16 protein-coding genes and 2 pseudogenes are annotated in these 15,961 nt (G+C 74.5%); 10 read left to right on the forward strand and 8 right to left on the reverse strand.

All coding sequences use genetic code 11. The annotated features are described in order from the left end of the window. Positions 1 to 165 (forward strand): annotated as a pseudogene (locus tag ABZ449_RS31775) (IS982 family transposase); the annotation flags it as partial. Between the two features lie 19 nt (positions 166 to 184). On the opposite strand, the gene ABZ449_RS31780 reads toward ABZ449_RS31775, so the two are convergent. Both ABZ449_RS31780 and ABZ449_RS31785 read right to left on the reverse strand, forming a co-directional pair. Beyond that, positions 185 to 715 (reverse strand): universal stress protein, encoded by a 531-nt coding sequence (locus ABZ449_RS31780; RefSeq protein WP_360353077.1) that lies wholly within the window; start codon positions 713 to 715, stop codon positions 185 to 187. 275 nt (positions 716 to 990) lie between these two features. Further along, positions 991 to 1,680 carry a helix-turn-helix domain-containing protein gene (locus ABZ449_RS31785; RefSeq protein WP_360353079.1) on the reverse strand — a complete coding sequence of 230 codons (690 nt, stop codon included), beginning with the start codon at positions 1,678 to 1,680 and terminating at the stop codon, positions 991 to 993. A gap of 181 nt (positions 1,681 to 1,861) precedes the next feature. Between ABZ449_RS31785 and ABZ449_RS31790 the strand changes: the two genes are divergently transcribed. Beyond that, on the forward strand, positions 1,862 to 2,680 hold the full coding sequence (locus ABZ449_RS31790) for an MOSC N-terminal beta barrel domain-containing protein (RefSeq protein ID WP_360353081.1): 819 nt from the start codon (positions 1,862 to 1,864) through the stop codon (positions 2,678 to 2,680). 155 nt (positions 2,681 to 2,835) lie between these two features. On the opposite strand, the gene ABZ449_RS31795 is transcribed toward ABZ449_RS31790, so the two are convergent. Then, a complete protein-coding gene (locus tag ABZ449_RS31795) occupies positions 2,836 to 3,228 on the reverse strand; it encodes a ribonuclease (RefSeq protein ID WP_360353083.1) in 393 nt (130 codons plus the stop codon). A 280-nt stretch (positions 3,229 to 3,508) separates the two neighbouring features. Here ABZ449_RS31795 and ABZ449_RS31800 point away from each other — a divergent pair, with 280 nt between their 5' ends. Together ABZ449_RS31800 and ABZ449_RS31805 are read left to right on the forward strand one after the other, a co-directional pair. Further along, positions 3,509 to 5,089 (forward strand): carboxyl transferase domain-containing protein, encoded by a 1,581-nt coding sequence (locus ABZ449_RS31800; RefSeq protein ID WP_360353084.1) that lies wholly within the window; start codon positions 3,509 to 3,511, stop codon positions 5,087 to 5,089. Between the two features lie 536 nt (positions 5,090 to 5,625). Next, complete coding sequence (locus ABZ449_RS31805; RefSeq protein WP_360353086.1) at positions 5,626 to 6,000, forward strand: transglycosylase SLT domain-containing protein; 375 nt, start codon at positions 5,626 to 5,628, stop codon at positions 5,998 to 6,000. Positions 6,001 to 6,278: 278 nt separating this feature from the next. Here ABZ449_RS31805 and ABZ449_RS31810 read toward each other — a convergent pair whose 3' ends face one another. Then, positions 6,279 to 6,737 carry an HD domain-containing protein gene (locus ABZ449_RS31810; protein ID WP_360353088.1) on the reverse strand — a complete coding sequence of 153 codons (459 nt, stop codon included), beginning with the start codon at positions 6,735 to 6,737 and terminating at the stop codon, positions 6,279 to 6,281. Positions 6,738 to 7,030: 293 nt separating this feature from the next. Between ABZ449_RS31810 and ABZ449_RS31815 the strand changes: the two genes are divergently transcribed. Beyond that, positions 7,031 to 7,957, forward strand: coding sequence for an AEC family transporter (locus tag ABZ449_RS31815; protein ID WP_360353090.1), 927 nt, complete (start codon positions 7,031 to 7,033; stop codon positions 7,955 to 7,957). Positions 7,958 to 7,968: 11 nt separating this feature from the next. Here the strand turns inward: ABZ449_RS31815 and ABZ449_RS31820 are convergent, their stop codons facing one another. After that, a complete protein-coding gene (locus ABZ449_RS31820; RefSeq protein ID WP_360353147.1) occupies positions 7,969 to 8,403 on the reverse strand; it encodes a MarR family transcriptional regulator in 435 nt (144 codons plus the stop codon). Between the two features lie 153 nt (positions 8,404 to 8,556). Between ABZ449_RS31820 and ABZ449_RS31825 the strand changes: the two genes are divergently transcribed. The 3 genes from ABZ449_RS31825 to ABZ449_RS31835 all read left to right on the forward strand — a co-directional run bounded on the left by ABZ449_RS31825 (position 8,557) and on the right by ABZ449_RS31835 (position 11,277). After that, positions 8,557 to 9,426, forward strand: coding sequence for an alpha/beta fold hydrolase (locus tag ABZ449_RS31825; RefSeq protein ID WP_360353092.1), 870 nt, complete (start codon positions 8,557 to 8,559; stop codon positions 9,424 to 9,426). Positions 9,427 to 10,077: 651 nt separating this feature from the next. After that, on the forward strand, positions 10,078 to 10,836 hold the full coding sequence (locus ABZ449_RS31830; protein WP_360353093.1) for a hypothetical protein: 759 nt from the start codon (positions 10,078 to 10,080) through the stop codon (positions 10,834 to 10,836). Between the two features lie 123 nt (positions 10,837 to 10,959). Next, positions 10,960 to 11,277: a hypothetical protein gene (locus ABZ449_RS31835; protein WP_360353095.1), complete on the forward strand. Its 318-nt coding sequence runs from the start codon at positions 10,960 to 10,962 to the stop codon at positions 11,275 to 11,277. A gap of 118 nt (positions 11,278 to 11,395) precedes the next feature. On the opposite strand, the gene ABZ449_RS31840 is transcribed toward ABZ449_RS31835, so the two are convergent. Further along, positions 11,396 to 11,659 carry a dsRBD fold-containing protein gene (locus ABZ449_RS31840; protein ID WP_360353097.1) on the reverse strand — a complete coding sequence of 88 codons (264 nt, stop codon included), beginning with the start codon at positions 11,657 to 11,659 and terminating at the stop codon, positions 11,396 to 11,398. Positions 11,660 to 11,926: 267 nt separating this feature from the next. On the opposite strand from ABZ449_RS31840, the pseudogene ABZ449_RS31845 reads away from it, so the two are divergent. Beyond that, positions 11,927 to 12,766 (forward strand): annotated as a pseudogene (locus ABZ449_RS31845) (DMT family transporter); the annotation flags it as partial. A gap of 210 nt (positions 12,767 to 12,976) precedes the next feature. Continuing rightward, complete coding sequence (locus ABZ449_RS31850; protein WP_360353099.1) at positions 12,977 to 13,648, forward strand: DUF6629 family protein; 672 nt, start codon at positions 12,977 to 12,979, stop codon at positions 13,646 to 13,648. Positions 13,649 to 13,666: 18 nt separating this feature from the next. Here ABZ449_RS31850 and ABZ449_RS31855 read toward each other — a convergent pair whose 3' ends face one another. After that, a complete protein-coding gene (locus ABZ449_RS31855) occupies positions 13,667 to 15,097 on the reverse strand; it encodes an MFS transporter (protein WP_360353101.1) in 1,431 nt (476 codons plus the stop codon). Then, entirely contained in the window at positions 15,094 to 15,711 is a 618-nt protein-coding gene (locus ABZ449_RS31860; RefSeq protein WP_360353103.1) for a helix-turn-helix domain-containing protein, read from the reverse strand. The genes ABZ449_RS31855 and ABZ449_RS31860 overlap by 4 nt, the downstream gene beginning before the upstream one ends. Positions 15,712 to 15,961 lie beyond the last annotated feature (250 nt).

Genomic DNA, 15,961 nt, shown 5'->3' on the forward strand with positions numbered 1-15,961 from the left:
GACACCCTCAAGGGCCAGCTCGGCCTGGAACAGCACGGCGCCCGGACCGAAGCGGGCGTCTTCGCCCGCACCGGTCAGCGCCTGCTCGCCCTCGCTGCCGCCATCTGGCACAACTGGACCATCGACGCCCCGATCAAGCGATCACTCATCGCCTATGACCACTGAAGACATCGGACTCATTCATCTAGCCGCCGACTCCCGTCGCCGGCTCCCACAGTCCGTGGCCGCGTTCCAGCGCCTCCAGGTCGCGCTGCAGCGGCGGCCGCGGGACGGCCAGGACCGGGCAGGTGGCGTGCCGGACGCAGTAGGCGGTGACCGAGGGGTGCACCAGTCGGGCCAGGCGGCCGCGGTCCCGTCCGGCGCCGAGGACGAGCAGGTCCCCGGGGCGGTCGGCGCACCGCACCAGCGTGTGGCCGGTGTCGCCGCGAACGGTCTGGCAGCGCAGGCGGACGCCCGCGTAGCGTCCGGCGAAGGCCTCGTCGAGGGCCTGCCGCAGCCGGGCCACGGCGGCGTCGCGGCCTGCGTCGATCACCGGCGGGCAGGGGGTTCGGCGGTAGCCGAGTTCGTCACCGGGCGGCGTCCAGCAGAGCACCGCGAGGACCTCGACGTCCGTCCGGCGGGCCTCGGCCACCGCGTGGTGCAGCGCGGCGAGGCTGCCGAGCGAGCCGCTGACGCCGACCACGATCCGGCCCTCGTCCGCACCACTGTCCGTCATGGCCCCGCTCCTGCCTCTCCGCCCGCCGCTTGTGCGCCGGTGCGTTGGTGCGCTGGTGCGCTGGTGCGCTGGTGCGCAGGCGCGCGCCGCACCGGATCGCGCCGATTCCACCCCAGCAAAGCGGTCCGCGCCCGTGCGGCACCGGCCCGTTGACGCGGCTCTGACGCGGAGCCCGCCGTTCCGTACACGTCCCTGATGCCGTGCGGACGAGGCGCTCAGGCCTGCGGCGGCTCCTGCGGCGGCTCCTGCGGCGCCGACTACCGCGGGGGCTCCGACTACTGCGGGCGCTCCGCCTGCTCCGGGTGCTCCGCCTCCCAGAGGTCCGCGAACATCCGGTCCAGGTGCTCCTCCCCGATCGGCGGGACCGGCAGCGGGTGGGCGGCCCGGGCGCGGAAGCCGTCGAGCAGGAGGGCGAGGTAGCGGCGCCAGAGGTCGGGGCGCAGCTCGGTGGCGGCGGGCAGGGCGCGGCAGAGCGGGCCGAGGAGGAAGAGCAGGTCCATGGTGACCACGTCGCGGCGCATGGTGCCCTGTTCCTGGGCGCGGGCGATCAGGGCGCCGACGGTGGCGGCGTGCCGTCGGCTGATCTCGATCATTCCGGGGATGGCCGGTATGGCCTGGGTGACGAGGTCGTTGATGCCCCGGTCGGCGGCGACCAGTTCGAAGATCCGCTCGAAGTACCGTTCGAGGCCGCTCCAGGCGTCCTCGGCGGCGAGCGCCTCCTCACCCGCCGTGGCCAGACCGTCCCCGGCGTCCGCGAACACCTCGCCGATCAGCGCCTCGCGGGTCGGGAAGTGGCGGTAGAGGGTGGCGTTGCCGACCCCGGCCTCCTTGGCGATCTGGTCCAGCGGCACGTCGAGGCCGTGCCGGGAGAACATGTCGCGGGCGGCGGCGAGCAACTGGTCACGGTTGCGCTGCGCGTCCCGCCGGAGCCGCCCCGGGGGGTTCGCGCTGCTCGGTGGTGCCATGCCCCGACCCTAGCAAGCGCCGGGCCCGTCCACCGGGCACCGCCCACCGGCCCCTGTCGCACCGGTCAACTACCCTGTGGGGTCGGAGAGATGGACGGCACCCAGGCGCAGAACGGTGCGCGGGCGTGGAACGGCGACCGGGCGCAGGACGGCGCACGGGAACGAAGGGGGCGGCGGAACGATGGCCACGGTGACGGAGCTGCGGTACTACCCGGTGAAGGGCTGCGCCGGGGTGACGGCCGCGCGGGCGGAGCTCACCCGGGCCGGGCTGGCCCAGGACCGGGCGTTCATGGTGGTGGACGAGGAGGGCGTGTTCCGCTCCCAGCGCCGGGACCGGGTGCTGGCCACCGTCCGCCCGGTGGTGGCGGAGGACGGCCGGTCGCTGACGCTGACCGCCGACGGCATGGAACCGGTATCGGTGTCGGTGGACACCGAGGGCCCGCGCCGCGAGGTGCGGATGTTCGATCTGCCGTTCCTCGGCATCGATCAGGGCCAGGAGGCCGCCGACTGGCTGTCCGAGGTGCTGGGCGCGCGCGGCCGACTGGTCCGGGTGCCGCCGGAGCACGACCGGGTGACCAGCGGACTGACCCCGGGGACCTCGGGCTACGCGGACAGCTGCGCCGTGCTCCTGGTGTCGCGCTCCTCGCTGGAGCACCTCAACGAGCTCTCCGACGCCCTGCCGGTACCGATGGACCGGTTCCGCGCGAACGTGGTGGTGGACGGCTGGACCGAACCGCACACCGAGGACCTGGCCCGAAGGATCGAGGTGGGCGGGGCCGAACTGGGCTACGCCAAGCTGGCGATCCGCTGCGCGGTGACGACGCTGGACCAGTCCACCGGCGCCAAGGCGGGGCCGGAGCCGCTGCGCACACTGGCCCGCTACCGCCGGGCGGCGGCCGGCGGGGTGGCGTTCGGCAGCAAGTTCGCGGTGCTGCGGCCCGGCACGCTGCGGGTGGGGGACGAGCTGACGGTGGGCGCCTGGGGGCCGTCCGAGCTCTGAGCCGGGCGCGGCCGTCGGCGGCGGTAGCCGGTGCCGGTGCCGCTCCTGGTGCCGGCGGTGACGCACGGCGGTGACCTCGGCGGGGAAGTGAACCGGGGCCACCGTCGTGCCGGAAGGGCTCCCGGGCGTTCCGTCCCGGGTCGGTCAGCGGACGCTCAGCAGGTCTGGTCGATCAGGGAGAAGGTGGCGTAGTGGTCTCCGGTGTAGTAGTCCTCCCGGTAGTCCTGGCCGGTCACGATCCGACGGGCGCCACGGGTCGGGGAGCCCGGGGTGATGACGGTGTACTCGTGGTAGTAGCCGTAGGACTCACCGGGCAGGACGCCTTCCCGGTTCTGGAAGACCACGCCGTCCTGGGAGTAGGGGAAGGGCCCGTCGGAGGCGATCAGGTCGAGGGTGTCGGCGGCCTGCGGCGGGAGGGCGGAGAGGCAGACCGAGCCGCTCACGTCGGCGTGCGCGTCGGTGGCGACGGCGATCGGGGCGAGGGTCAGCAGAGCGACGGCGGTGACGGCGGCGGCGCGGGACTTCCACGCGCGTAGAGTGCGGGTCATGCCCATCAGTGTGGCGGGACACCGTCAACTCCGGAAGCCTTGCGGGAAACTATTAACCGGTGAGTAACTCCCCTTTATCTGCGGCGACTTGAGCCGTACGCCGAACTCCTGACCCCCTCCCCGGATCCACCCGCGAGACGCCCACGAACCGCCCGGCCGACACAAGGGTCGACCGTCGTCGAACTCAAGTCGGAGCTGTCCCGCCCGGACCTCGCCGCATAGAGTGCCCCGTAGCGTGGCGGATCACGGCCGGACCGGAACGATCTCTGACGGGGTGGGCATGGGTACGGGCTCGGGCACGGCACTGACGGCCCACCAGCTGATCGGCCTGCTGGTCGACCCCGGTGGCTTCCACAGCTGGGACGAGCCGTCGGCCGCCGACCGGACCGACCCCGACCCCGACCCCGACCCCGACTACCGTGCCTCGCTCGACCGCGCCCGCGAGCGCACCGGCCTGGACGAGGCCGTCCTCACCGGCCTCGGCCTGATCGGCGGCCGGCCGGTCGCCCTCGTCGCCTCCGAGTTCGGCTTCCTCGGCGGCTCGATCGGCGTCGCCACCGCCGAGCGGATCACCCGCGCCGTCGAGCGCGCCACCGCCGAACGGCTGCCGCTGCTCGCTCTGCCGGTCTCCGGCGGGACGCGGATGCAGGAGGGGTCGGCGGCCTTCCTGTGCATGCTGCGGATCACCGCCGCCGTCCAGGCGCACCGCGCCGCGGGCCTCCCCTATGTCACCTATCTGCGCAACCCCACCATGGGCGGGGTCTTCGCCTCCTGGGGCACGCTCGGGCAGCTGGTCCTCGCCGAGCCGGGCGCCCGGCTCGGCTTCCTCGGCCCGCGCGTGTACGAGGAACTGCGCGGAGTGGAGCTGCCGCCGGACGTCCAGCGGGCCGAGACGCTCGCCGGTCAGGGACTGGTGGACACCGTCGTGCCGCCGCAGGAGCTGCGCGAACTGCTCCGCCGCGCGCTGGCCGTCCTCGCCACCACGCCGCCGTCCCCTTCTCCAGGGTCTCCGGGCCCCGCCTCCACCGAGCTCACGTCCACGGGCCCGGCGCCCGCGCCCGCCACGGCCGCCGCCGGACACCCGGACACCGGACGCCCCGACGCCTGGGACTCCGTCCGGCGCACCCGCCGCCCCGACCGCCCGGGCACCCGCGAGCTGCTGCGGCACGCCGCCGAGGAGCTGGTGCTGCTGGACGCCCCCGGCGGGCGCGGCGGCGCGCTGGTCCGGGCGCTGGCCGTACTCGGCGGGCGGCCCGTGGTGGTCGTCGGCCAGCAGCGGCAGACCCCCGAGCACGACCGTCCCTTCACCGCCGCCGACCTACGGGCCGTACGGCGCACCGCGCGCCTGGCCGAGCAGCTCGGACTGCCGTTGGTCACCGTGGTGGACACGGCCGGCGCCGAGCTGTCGGCCCAGGCCGAGCTGGACGGCATCGCGGTGGAGATCGCCCATTGCCTCACCACCCTGCTCGCGCTGCGCACGCCCGTCCTGGCGGTGCTGCTCGGCCAGGGCTCGGGCGGCGGGGCGCTCGCGCTGCTCCCGGCGGACCGGGTGATCGCCGCCGAGCACGCCTGGCTGGCGCCGCTGCCGCCGGAGGGCGCCTCGGCGATCGTCCACCGGGACGGCGCCCACGCGGCCGAGCTGGCCCGCTCCCAGGGGATCGGGGCGCGGCACCTGGCCGAGGTCGGGCTGGTCGACGAGGTGGTCCCGGAGCTGCCGGACGCCGCCGAGGAGCCGGAGGCCTTCTGCACCCGGCTCGGGCAGGCGGTCGGCACGGCGCTCGGCGCCCTGGCGGCGGCCGCCGAAGCGGACCGGCTCGCGGCCCGGGCCGTCCGGCACCGGCGGCTGGGCGACCTGCGCTGACCGTCCTCCCCGGCGGTGGTCCGCCGGTCCCAGCACGGCGATGTGGCGCCGGTCCCAGCACGGCGGTGTGGCGCCGCTCTCAACGCGGGGTTGATCGTCTGCACCCACCGTGCTGCGCCCGGGCCGCAACGTGACGCCCTCCGTGCCCCGGACGGTGAGTGCGCTCACACGTGATCAACGACCACGACGGACGGTAGTAGGCACCCCCGCAGCCCCCGCGCCGCCCCGGCGACACCCGCGTCCGCGCAGCTCAACGCCGGTCGGCGCGCTTCGCGCAGCCGACCCTTCGAATCCACGGCGGCCCGTTCCGTACGACGGCGAGTCGTACGCGAGGCGTCTTGTCGACGGCCGATCCGGTCTGGCAACAATGGCTTCCGTCGTCAGCCGCACCGGCTTCCTGTCCCGCCGGTGAACGGCTTGCTGCCGAGTCACGCCCCGCGACCGTTCCGGCCCCTGTCCGACCGTGGTCCTGGGCGGGGCGTGACCGGCCCAACCCGATTGAGGTCCTGTTCTTCATGCCCGCTTTCAAGCTCCGCATGCGTACTTCCGCCGCGATTCTCGCCGGCGCCGCCGGTCTGACCGCCCTGGGCGCGGGTGTCCTGCCCGCCACCGCGAACGCCGCCACCGCCTCCCCGCAGGCCATCGCCGCCCAGATCGTCCCGGCCAACCAGCTGGCCTCGTTCAGCCAGATCATCTCCCACGAGTCCAGCTGGAACGTGACCGCGACCAACCCGAGCTCGGGTGCGTACGGCCTGGCCCAGGCGCTGCCGGGCTCCAAGATGGCCTCGGCGGGTGCGGACTGGAAGACCAACCCGACCACCCAGATCAAGTGGGCCCTGGACTACATGAACACCCGCTACGGCAGCCCGAACGCCGCCTGGGCCTTCTGGCAGACCCACCACTGGTACTAAGCCGGCCCCATCGGCTCGCCGACCACCGTCCGTCACCTGACCACTCCCCCTCACCCCGGGGGTCGGACAGGGACCACCGGGGTGCCCGAGAGGGCCCGGACCCGCGCGACCCGCGTGGTCCGGGCCCTCTCCTGGTTCCCCCGGCGGCCGCCCCGGCCCGTGGGCCGCAGCGCGACGGCCACCGCGGACGGATGTGCCGCTCGCGGGGGTCACGGCCTGCTGGTTACGGCCGGCCGGTCACAGCTCGCCGGTCACAGCTCGCCGGTCACGGCCGCCGGTCACAGCTCGCCGACGAGTCCGAGCAGCTCGCGCATCCGCGCGTACTTGGCGACCAGGCGCTCGGCGGTCGCCGGGTCCAGGGTGGCGAGGCGGGCCGGATCGGAGTTGTGCGCCAGGTCCGCGCGCTTGACCAGCAGCGCGCCCGGCGTGGCCAGGATCCGCGCGGCGTACTCCTCGACCGGCTCGTCCGGGCGCCGGGTGAGCGCGTCCACGATCGCCTTGGTCTCCTCCGGCAGGGCGGCCCCCGCCAGCCACTCCCGGCTCAGCCGGTCGTCCTCGACGGTGTCGTGCAGCCACCCGGCCGCGACCTGCGCCGCACTGCCGCCGCGCGCCGCGGCCCCCAGGGCGACCGCCGCGATGTGCTCGCCGTACGGGTGGCCGTTCTTGTCCACCTGCCCCTGGTGCGCGCGGCGCGCGATCGCCTCTACCTCGGACAGGCTCAGGTACTGATTCTCCATCGGCCCATCGTAGGCCCGGCGGTTCGGGCCGGCTCCATGCAACCGGCCTCACCCCGACCGGCCTCACCCCGACCGACCCCGCCCCGGACCGACCCCACCCCCACCGACCTCACCCCGGACGGCCGGTCCGGCTGGCGTGCCCGCGACAGGCCCGCTGATCACCACGCCGGCGGCCACTGGTTTACTGCCCCGGGGGTTCATGGGCTTCGGGGGGTCACCGCGCTCGGAGATCGGCGCCCCCGGCGGGAGCCCCCCGTCGCACCGGCAGACCCGTCCGAGCGATCCGAGGAACCATGCCAGCCCTGCATCCCCTGCTGTCCGCGTTCGCGCCGATCTGGGCGCTCACCGGCGTCGGCTACGTCGTCGGCCGTGCCGGACTGCTCGGGCCGCACGCCGAGACGGTGCTCAACCGGTTCGTCTTCCACGTGGCGATGCCGGCCGCGCTGTTCCTGATGATCGCCCGCACCCCGCTGGACCGCTTCGCCAACGCCTCGATGCTCGCCTTCACGGCGGGCACCGCGGTCGCGATCGGCCTCGGGCTGCTCGCCGGGCGGCTGCTGTTCCACCGCAAGCCGGGCGAACTGGCCATCGGCGCGATGGCCTCCGGCTACGTCAACTCGGCCAACCTCGGCATCCCGGTGACCATGCAGGTCCTCGGCGACGCCTCCTTCGTGGCACCCGTGGTGCTGTTCCAGATCCTGGTGGTCACCCCCGCCGTCCTGGTAGCCCTGGACGGCGGCGCAGCCGGCCGCCGGGCGCTGCTCACCCTGCCCGTCCGCAACCCGATCCTGCTGGCCACCGCCCTGGGCGCCGTCGCCTCGGCGACCGGCGTGCACCTGCCCGCCGAGCTGAATCGTTCCTGCGAACTGCTCGGCGGCGCCGGCGTCCCGACCGCGCTGATCACCCTCGGCATCTCGCTGCACAACCGCCCGCCGGCGGACGGCCGTCCGCGCCGCACCGAGGTCGGACTGAGCGTCGTGCTCAAGACCCTGGTCCAGCCGCTGGTCGCCCTCGCCGTGGCGGGCCCGATCCTCCACCTGCCCGCGCACCAGCTCCTCACCGTGGTGCTGTTCTCCGCGCTGCCCACCGCACAGAACGTGTACACCTACGCCCGCGAGTACCAGCAGGGCACCGCCCTCGCCCGGGACGCGGTGCTCTGGTCGACGCTGCTGTCGATGGCGACGCTGTCGGTGATCAGCTGGACCCTCGGCCCCGCGTAGTTCCAGCCCGTTCACCGCTCCCTGGCGGCCGCCACCACCTCGGTCATGGCCGCCAGGAAGCGCCGGGCCGTCTCCAGCTCCCCCGGCTCGAACTCCCCCATCGCCGCGACCAGATCGCCGATCAGCCCGCCGAAGAAGCCCTCCCCCAGCTCCACCGCCCGCTCCTCCACCAGCAGCCGCACCCGGCGCCGGTCCTGCGGGTCGCGCTCGCGCCGGATCAACCCGAGCCGCTCCAGCCGGTCCACCAGGCCGGTGGTGCCCGCCGAGTTCAGCCCCAGTGCCTCGCCGAGCCGGCCGGGCGTGACCACCTCCCCGGCCCTGGCCGCGTCCAGCAGGTGGATCAGCGCCCGCAGATCCGTCGGATGCAGACCGTTGCGGGCCGCGAACTCGGCCCCGAACAGGTCGAGTTCGACCGTCAGACCACGCAACAGGTGGACCAGCCGCATCGGCTCGGCAACCTCGGACACCCGTCCTCCTTCCCTGGCAGGGCTCATGCCCACTATTCTCTCGTTCAGCGAGATACTTGCTCAACACGATACTTGTTCAGCGAGCTTCTCAGTCGACCCGGCCGCCATCACACCACACCTGCGGAGTCCCTCATGTCCGCCCGCACCGCCTCCTTCCTCGCCGCCTACGACGCCCTGCTCGCCCGTTGGCCCGTCCCGGTCGAGGCGCTCACCGTCCGCACCGTCCACGGCACCACCCGGATCAACGCCTGCGGCCCCGCCGACGGCCGCCCGCTCGTCCTGCTCCACGGCGGCGGCGCCACCTCCACCATGTGGTTCGCCAACGCCGGTGCCTGGGCCGAGGCCGGACACCGCGTCCTCGCCGTCGACCTCGTCGGCGACCCCGGCCGCAGCGTCCACGACGGCGCCCCCCTCGACGGCGTCCCCGGCCTGCTCGGCTGGCTGGACGCCGTCCTCGACGGACTCGACGTCCGGCAAGCCGACTTCTGCGGCCACTCGTACGGCGGCTGGATCGCGCTGGAGTACGCCCTGCACGCCCCCGCCCGGGTCGGCCGGCTCGCCCTGCTCGACCCCAGCCTGTGCTTCACGGGCTACCGCCCCGGCTACCTGCTGCGCGCCCTCCCCCTCTTCCTGCCCCACCGCACCCCGGCCCGCGCCCACTCCTACCTCGACTGGGAAACCGGCGACACCCCGCGCCTCGACCCCGCCTGGCGCGAGCTCTACGCCCTCGGCTACGCCGACTTCCCCGCCTCCCCCGTCGTGACCGGCCCCCGCCCCTCCCCCGAACGCCTCCGCACCCTCACCACCCCCGTCCTCACCCTCCTCGCCGCCCAGAGCCGCGCCCACAACCCCCACCACAGCGCCCAGAACGCCCGCCGCACCCTCACCGCAGCAGAAGTCGCCATCCTCCCGGGCGCCGCCCACCACAACCTCCCCATGGCCGCCGCCCGATCCCTCAACCCCCGCCTCACCACCTTCCTCACCCCCACCCCCCAAGCCTGACGCCCCACCCCCTCACACCACTCCCCACCGCCCCACCCGAGTCCTCACGCACCAGGGCTTGCCCCACGCCAAAAGTTGGCCGGCCCACCCGACTTCTCGCCCCCCCACACATGGCCAGCCCATCCAACTCCTCACGCCCCGGAGCCCGACCACGCCGAAAGTCGGCCAGGTCGGACCTCCGGCGGGCGAGGCCAACCAGGCGCCAGGGCGCCTGGGTGCCAGGGCATAGGGCGTACTGGAGGGGGTGGCTCGAGCCGACAGGATCACGGTCGCACTGCCAGGGCTTGGCGGGGTTGGCGGGCCTCGGGGGCGACCAGTACGGATCGCCAGCGAGGCCGGGCACAGCACTGGCGGCGGGCGGGCTTCTTGGCGGGCGCAGGTCGCTGCAGCGAACGTCCGGGACATGAGGACAGGGCGGCTCCCCGAGGCGCGGCGGCGGTATCCGGGGGCGGAAGGGGTCAAGCCACGCGGTGCAGCGATGGGTATCGGACGGGCGGGAGCACCGGCCGTCCCCGGGGCGGAAGGGGTCGCGCCCCGACATGCACCGTGGGTGTCGGACGGGCCGCCCCCGGAGCGGAACGGGTCACGCCACGAGGTACAGCGCTGGGTGTCGGACGGGCAAGGGATGGGCGGATTGCTTAGCGTTGGCGGATGAGCGAAATCCCGCGGGGCGGTGGCGCGGCTCATGTGATGGCGCCCGCGGTGGTGTTCGCCGTTCCGGTGTTGAAGCTCGCGTGGACGCTCGGGGGCGGGGACGCGGCTCGGGACGCGCTGCTGGCGATGGGGCCGGCGAACTGGCTGGACGTCGTCATCGGGATGTTCTTCGCCGAGCCGGTGCTGGCGGTCGTACTGGCGGCGGTGCTCTCCTACATCAGCTACGCCTATCGGGCCGCTCACGGTGGTGCCGCCCGGCACCAGGAGCGGGCGCTGCTGGAGACGGCGGCCAAGGCGGCGATCGTGCCGGGGGCGCTCGGGGTGGTGGTCGGGGCGTTCAACGGACTGTGGTGGGGGGTGGCGGCCGGCGCGCTGGGTTATCTGCTGCGCCTCGGCGTGGTGGCCGAGTACCGGACCGGCGCGCGTTCGGCCGCCACCGGCCGCCGCACCGGGCGGCCGACCACGTCCCTCGGGGCCCGGGCCGTGGACGCCGTCCGGGTGGGGGCGCTGCTGCTCTCCCTGGTGGTGCTTCCGGCGTTCTCGGTCGTCGCCGCCCTCGACGGCCGCTCCTGGACGAGCGTGTTGATGTGCGACGTCGACACCGGCTCCGGTCCGCAGCGTGCCCGGCTGGTCGAGCTGGACCGGCAGGCCGCGGGCGTCGTCGGCTGGGACGTCCCCGCCCACGAGGTGGTCAGCGGCATCAACTGCGCCGCCGACCCGGACGACGTCCTGCGCGCCCCCTGGTGGCGCCGGTAGAGCCTCCGCCCGGCTACGCCCGCGTGGCGGCCGTCCCGCATGCCGCAGAACGCCGGATGTGGAACAACCTCGCACCTGGCCGGACAGTGCACCGCCGGGCCGGTCCCCGACGAGGGACTGCCGATGGCCGCCGCAGACCTGCTCGCCGCGGGGCTGGACCCTCCGGCCCGGCGCGAACTCGCGGGGCTGTCCCGGCGGGACGGCAGTGCGGAGCTGTTCTCGTCGCTGCTGGGCGAGTTCGGCCTCGCCTCGTCCGACGAGGGGCCGGCGGAGCGCCGCGTACTCCACCACCTGGCGGAGCGACTGACGGCCGGGACCGCGACACTGCGGGGGGCGGCGGACGTGGTCTGGCGGCGCCTCCACCCGCGCCGGACCGAGGCGGAACGCGGCTTCGCGGACGCGGCCGGCCACGGGTACCGCGTCGAGCACATCGCCGCGTGACTGCCCGTAGCCTTCGCAGCCCGGGAGGAACGGCTCCGCCGGGCCGCCCGACGGCTCTGCGGCACGGCGTCCCCGGTCTGGTCACCGCCTGCGGGCTGCCGCCGGGCAGCCGGCGGACTCAGTAGATCAGGTAGCCAGGGCGGTGCCCTTCGTCGTCGATCTCCCCGGTGGCCTGGGCCCGCAGCTTGCGGGACAGTTCCTCCAGTGCCCGGGAGGCCGCGACCTCCTCGCCGATCCTGGCGAGCGGACGGTCGTCCGCGCTCTTCACGGATTCGCCGTGCGCGCTCAGGCCGGGCGCCCTGGCGCCGGTGAGCCTGGCCTCACACGCCGTGTGCACGCCGTCTTCCTCGAAGCTGAGCTCCACGTCCCACTGGTTGTGCATGCCACACCTCCTGGCGCCGGCCCCCGTCGCGCCTGTCCGGACCGGCACGGACGGTGACCCGTGGCGGCCGCTCACACCAGCGTGCGCCTGCCTCGCCGGTGGCGGCAAGCGCTGCCGCAGGGCCCGGTGTCCGCCGCGCCGCGCGCGTGTCGTGCGACCGGCCCGGGCGCCGGCCCGGCGGTAGGCTGACGGGAGCGGCCGCGACGTCCGACGCACCTCTCGGAGCCGTCGGCGCGGCGCGGGCAGCGACAACCTGGTGGTCCCTCCGTGGCGGTCTTCCTCCTCGCTCTCAGTGCGGCCTGCTGTCTGGGGCTCGGCTTCGTGCTCCAGCAGCACGCGGCGCAGCAAGCCCCGCGCTCCGATCTGCTGCGCTGGCGGCTGCTGCTGGACCTGATGCGGATGCCGCAGTGGCTGCTCGGCACCGGCTTCATGGTCAGCGGGCTGATCCTCTCGGCGCTCGCCCTCAACCAGGGCGAGGTGTCGCTGGTAGAACCGCTGCTGGCCACGAATCTGATCTTCGCCATGGCACTGGCCCGGGTGTTGACCCGTCAGACCCTGGGCCGTTCCGGCTGGGCCGGGGTGCTGCTGCTGGCCCTCGGGGTGACGGCCTTCATCGTGGCCGGGCAACCGACCGGCGGCGGACCACCCGCCGGGGAGCTGCGGCACTGGCTGGTGGTCGGCACCGTGGTCGGGCTGGTCGTGCTGCTGATCTCGCTGGCCCGGCGGCTGCCACTGTTCGAGGAGGCGACCCTGCTGGCGCTGGCCGCCGGGCTGCTCTACGGCCTCCAGGACGCGCTGACCCGGACCACCACCCAACGCCTCGACCGCGAGGGTCTGTCCGCGGTGCTGGGCAGTTGGCAGCCGTACGCGGTGGTGGTGGCGGGTGTGGTCGGGCTGCTGCTGGTGCAGAGCGCCTTCGAGGCGGCGCCGCTGCGGATGTCCCTGCCGGCGCTGACCGCCGCCCAGCCGGTGGCCGGGATCGCCTGCGCGGTCGGGTTCCTCGGCGACCGGCTGCGGGTGACCCCGGCGGCACTGGCCTGGCAGACGGCCGGGCTGCTGGCGATCGTGATCGGGGTGGTCGTGATCGGCCGCCATCCGGCCATGCCCGGGACCGTCCGCGACACCCTGGAGAGCATCGGGGCATCGCCGGGGGACGGGGCGGAGCCGTCGAGGGACGGCGCGGAGGAGAAGTCCGAGGACGGGCCGGAGGACCGACCGGACGGCCAGCCGCCCGAGAAGCCGGAAGCCACCCCGGACGACAAGGCGACGGGCGGGTCCGCGGAGCACGACCGCCCCGGGAGCACTGGTTAGGCCCCGATGTGCTGGAGTGCGCAGGCGGACGCCGTGGCCGGTGGACTGGTCGCGGTCGCGGGGGTGGCGTGCCTGGTCCGCGCCCATCGGGCCGGCCGGCCCGAGCGCTTGCCGCTCGCCGCGCTCCCCCTGGTCCTGGGCGTGCACCAGCTGATCGAGGCGGTGGTCTGGCTCGGCGCGGACGGCGGGCTGCCGGACGGGCTCGCCGGAGCGGCCCGAACCGCCTGGGCGGTGGTCGCCCTGGTGCTGCTGCCCGTCCTGGTCCCTGCCGCCGTGTGGTGCGCGACCAGCGGCCCGCGCCGACGGACACTCGCCGCGATCACCCTGCTCGGTGCGGCGGTCGCCGTCCCGCTCGCCGTGGCCGTCGGCTCCCACCCGGTGGCGGCAACCGTGCACGGCCACACCCTCGGCTATGCGGTTGGCGTTCCGTACCCGGCTTTCCTGCTGGCCGGTTATGTCCTCGTCACCGTCGGTTCCCTTCTGGCGAGCGGCGACCGGCTGCTCCGCCTTCTCGGTCTCCTCATCGGCGCGGGCGCCATCGCGTCCGCCCTGCTCTGGCGCCTCGCCTTCGTCTCCACGTGGTGTGCCCTCGCCGCGCTGACCAGCCTGCTGCTGCTCCGCTGGGCGGGCCGGAGGCAGGCGGGCGGGCCTGTCCCGGAGGCTGGTCGGGCCCGTTAGCCGCGCCCGGGGCACGGCTTACGCAGAGCGCACCGGTTCCGGCTCGACGGCCGCACCGGCCGCACCGGCCACCCCGGCCGCATCCGCCGAACTGCCCGCACCGGCCACCCCGGCTGCACTGCCCGTTCGGCCCGCGAGGCCCGCGAGCCCCCGGAGGCGGTCCATCTCGCGCCACTCGGGGCGCAGCCCGGCGAGCGTCGTGGTCGCGAAGTACAGGGCTCCGCCCACGATCAGGCTGGGTATCAGCCCGACCATCGCGACCGCCGCACCGGCGACCAGCCCACCGAGCGGGATGCCGGCCCAGGAGAGGGAGTCCCCGAGGGCGTGGACGCGGCCCAGCAGGTGGCGGGGCACCCGCTCGAAGAGCACCGCACCGAGGATCGGGTTGAGGAAGCCGGCGCCGAAGCCGCCGATCGCGAAGACCGTGAGCACCAGCCACATCGGCGCGTCGAGGGCGAGCACCAGGAAGCGCGGCGCGCCGCAGAGCAGGAAGCCGGTGAAGAAGACCGTCCGGCGGGGCAGCCGGGAGGCGACGGCGGCCGCTATCAGGCTGCCGACGACCGCGGTGGCGCCCATCACGGCGGAGGCCAGGCCGATGGCGGCCGGACCGTTGCCCGACTCCCGCGCCCAGACCGGGACGAGGACGGTGGTGAACCCGGCGTCGATCAGGTTGGTGATGCCGATCATCACGATCACGGTGAGCAGCAGCGGCTCGGATCGCAGGAAGGTGAAGCCCTCGCGGAACATCTGCCAGTAGCCGGCGGGCCGCTCGCCCTCGCCCGAGGCCCCGCCCGAGGCCCCGGACGGATCGTCGGTGGCCGTGGCGGGCACCGGGGAGCGCCCCATGCCGCGCGGCAGCGCGACCGCGATGATCAGCGACCCGAGCGCGAAGGTGATCGCGTTGACCGCCAGCCCGGCCAGCGGCCCGATCAGGGCGACCAACCCGCCGCCGACCGCCGGACCGATGGTGGAGGCCAGCCGCTCGGTCACCCCCGACAGCCCGGTGGCGCGCTCCATCGGCACCCGGGCGTGGTCGGCCGCCTCCGGGACCATGACGGACTTGGCCAAGTCCCCGGGGCCCCGCATCGCCCCGATCACCGCGACCATCACCAGCAGCCCCCATAACGGGAGCAGCCCCTGTGCGTGCAGCAGCGGAACCAGCCCGGCCGCGACGGCGCTGACCGCGTCCGTCGTCCAGGACACCACGCGCGGCCCGAGCCGGTCCACCAACGGCCCGGTCAGCGCCTTGACCGCCACGTAGGGCGCCATCTCGGCGAAGGCGACCAGGCCCGTCATGGTGGCGCTGCCGGTGGTGGCCAGGACGAACCAGGGCAGGGCGATGGCCGAGACCCGCGTGCCCGTCACGGAGACGGCCGTGGCGGTGAGCACCCCGGCCAGCGGGCGGAAGCTGCGCCCTGGCGCGTCGACGGCGGCGGCAGTGGTGGTCATGCGGTGTCCCCCTCGGTGGCGGTGGTGGTCGAGTCCGGCAGGACGTGGACGATCACGGAGACCTGCTCGGTGCCCTCCGGCGCGGGCCCGTCGTGGTCGATCTGCCGGTAACGCCGGATCACCTCGGACAGCTCGCCGCTCAGCCGCTCGGCCTCGGCGGGCGTGAGCTGCAGGACGCGATCGCTGAGGTCCGTCACCCGGCGCCACTCGCGCGGCATGGTCTCGAAGGCGTCCAGCGTGCGCTGGGCGGTGAGGGTGTGCGCGGCCAGGACGGACCGCAGGAAGCCGACGGCCGTGTCGAGTTCCTCGTCCGCCATGTCGTCCCCCGTCCAGACCGTCAGCCGGTGGGCCGACCGCCACCACCGCTCACGGGCGTTGCCGCGCTCCTCGTCCTCCTCGACGAAGCCCGCGGCGGCGAGCTGGCGCAGGTGGTAGCTGGTGGCTCCGGAGTTGAGCCCCAGCTGCGCGGCGAGCCTCGTGGCGGTGGACGGGCCGTGCTTGCGCAGCAGCCCGACCAGCTGCATGCGCACGGGGTGCGCCATCGCCCGCATGTTCTTGGCGGTGATGGCGATGTGCGGATCGTCGCTGTGCTTCCAGCCGCGCTCTTCGGTCATGGCAAGAGACTAGGACCGCAAAGGGTTCTTTGCAAAGAGTTTTTTGCGAAGAACCCTTTGCGGTGGAGGGCCTTGACGCTGGAGGGCCTTGACGCTGGAGGGCCTTGACGCTGGAAGGCCTTGACGCTGGAAGGCCTTGACGACGGAGGCATCGGCGGCTGCTCGATCCGCAGCAGGCCCCAGCTCCCGGCCCCCGCCGGTCGGCGGGTGCCCGTCCGGCCGCTCGGCGGGGCCCCGGGGCGGAGCGCGG

The sequence above is a fragment of the Kitasatospora sp. NPDC005856 genome (assembly GCF_040629945.1).
GTDB lineage: Bacteria > Actinomycetota > Actinomycetes > Streptomycetales > Streptomycetaceae > Kitasatospora.

What these genes read in the sequence shown, in the direction of transcription:
- ABZ449_RS31820 (WP_360353147.1), bottom strand. Translation starts at nt 8,403, where the DNA reads ATGCGGCTGGTCCACCTGTTGCGTGGTCTGACGGTCGAACTCGACCTG.
- ABZ449_RS31810 (WP_360353088.1), bottom strand. Translation starts at nt 6,737, where the DNA reads ATGGAGAATCAGTACCTGAGCCTGTCCGAGGTAGAGGCGATCGCGCGC.
- ABZ449_RS31780 (WP_360353077.1), bottom strand. Translation starts at nt 715, where the DNA reads ATGACGGACAGTGGTGCGGACGAGGGCCGGATCGTGGTCGGCGTCAGC.
- ABZ449_RS31860 (WP_360353103.1), bottom strand. Translation starts at nt 15,711, where the DNA reads ATGACCGAAGAGCGCGGCTGGAAGCACAGCGACGATCCGCACATCGCC.
- ABZ449_RS31805 (WP_360353086.1), top strand. Translation starts at nt 5,626, where the DNA reads ATGCGTACTTCCGCCGCGATTCTCGCCGGCGCCGCCGGTCTGACCGCC.
- ABZ449_RS31800 (WP_360353084.1), top strand. Translation starts at nt 3,509, where the DNA reads ATGGGTACGGGCTCGGGCACGGCACTGACGGCCCACCAGCTGATCGGC.
- ABZ449_RS31840 (WP_360353097.1), bottom strand. Translation starts at nt 11,659, where the DNA reads ATGCACAACCAGTGGGACGTGGAGCTCAGCTTCGAGGAAGACGGCGTG.
- ABZ449_RS31815 (WP_360353090.1), top strand. Translation starts at nt 7,031, where the DNA reads ATGCCAGCCCTGCATCCCCTGCTGTCCGCGTTCGCGCCGATCTGGGCG.
- ABZ449_RS31795 (WP_360353083.1), bottom strand. Translation starts at nt 3,228, where the DNA reads ATGACCCGCACTCTACGCGCGTGGAAGTCCCGCGCCGCCGCCGTCACC.
- ABZ449_RS31790 (WP_360353081.1), top strand. Translation starts at nt 1,862, where the DNA reads ATGGCCACGGTGACGGAGCTGCGGTACTACCCGGTGAAGGGCTGCGCC.
- ABZ449_RS31835 (WP_360353095.1), top strand. Translation starts at nt 10,960, where the DNA reads ATGGCCGCCGCAGACCTGCTCGCCGCGGGGCTGGACCCTCCGGCCCGG.
- ABZ449_RS31785 (WP_360353079.1), bottom strand. Translation starts at nt 1,680, where the DNA reads ATGGCACCACCGAGCAGCGCGAACCCCCCGGGGCGGCTCCGGCGGGAC.
- ABZ449_RS31850 (WP_360353099.1), top strand. Translation starts at nt 12,977, where the DNA reads ATGTGCTGGAGTGCGCAGGCGGACGCCGTGGCCGGTGGACTGGTCGCG.
- ABZ449_RS31855 (WP_360353101.1), bottom strand. Translation starts at nt 15,097, where the DNA reads ATGACCACCACTGCCGCCGCCGTCGACGCGCCAGGGCGCAGCTTCCGC.
- ABZ449_RS31825 (WP_360353092.1), top strand. Translation starts at nt 8,557, where the DNA reads ATGTCCGCCCGCACCGCCTCCTTCCTCGCCGCCTACGACGCCCTGCTC.
- ABZ449_RS31830 (WP_360353093.1), top strand. Translation starts at nt 10,078, where the DNA reads ATGAGCGAAATCCCGCGGGGCGGTGGCGCGGCTCATGTGATGGCGCCC.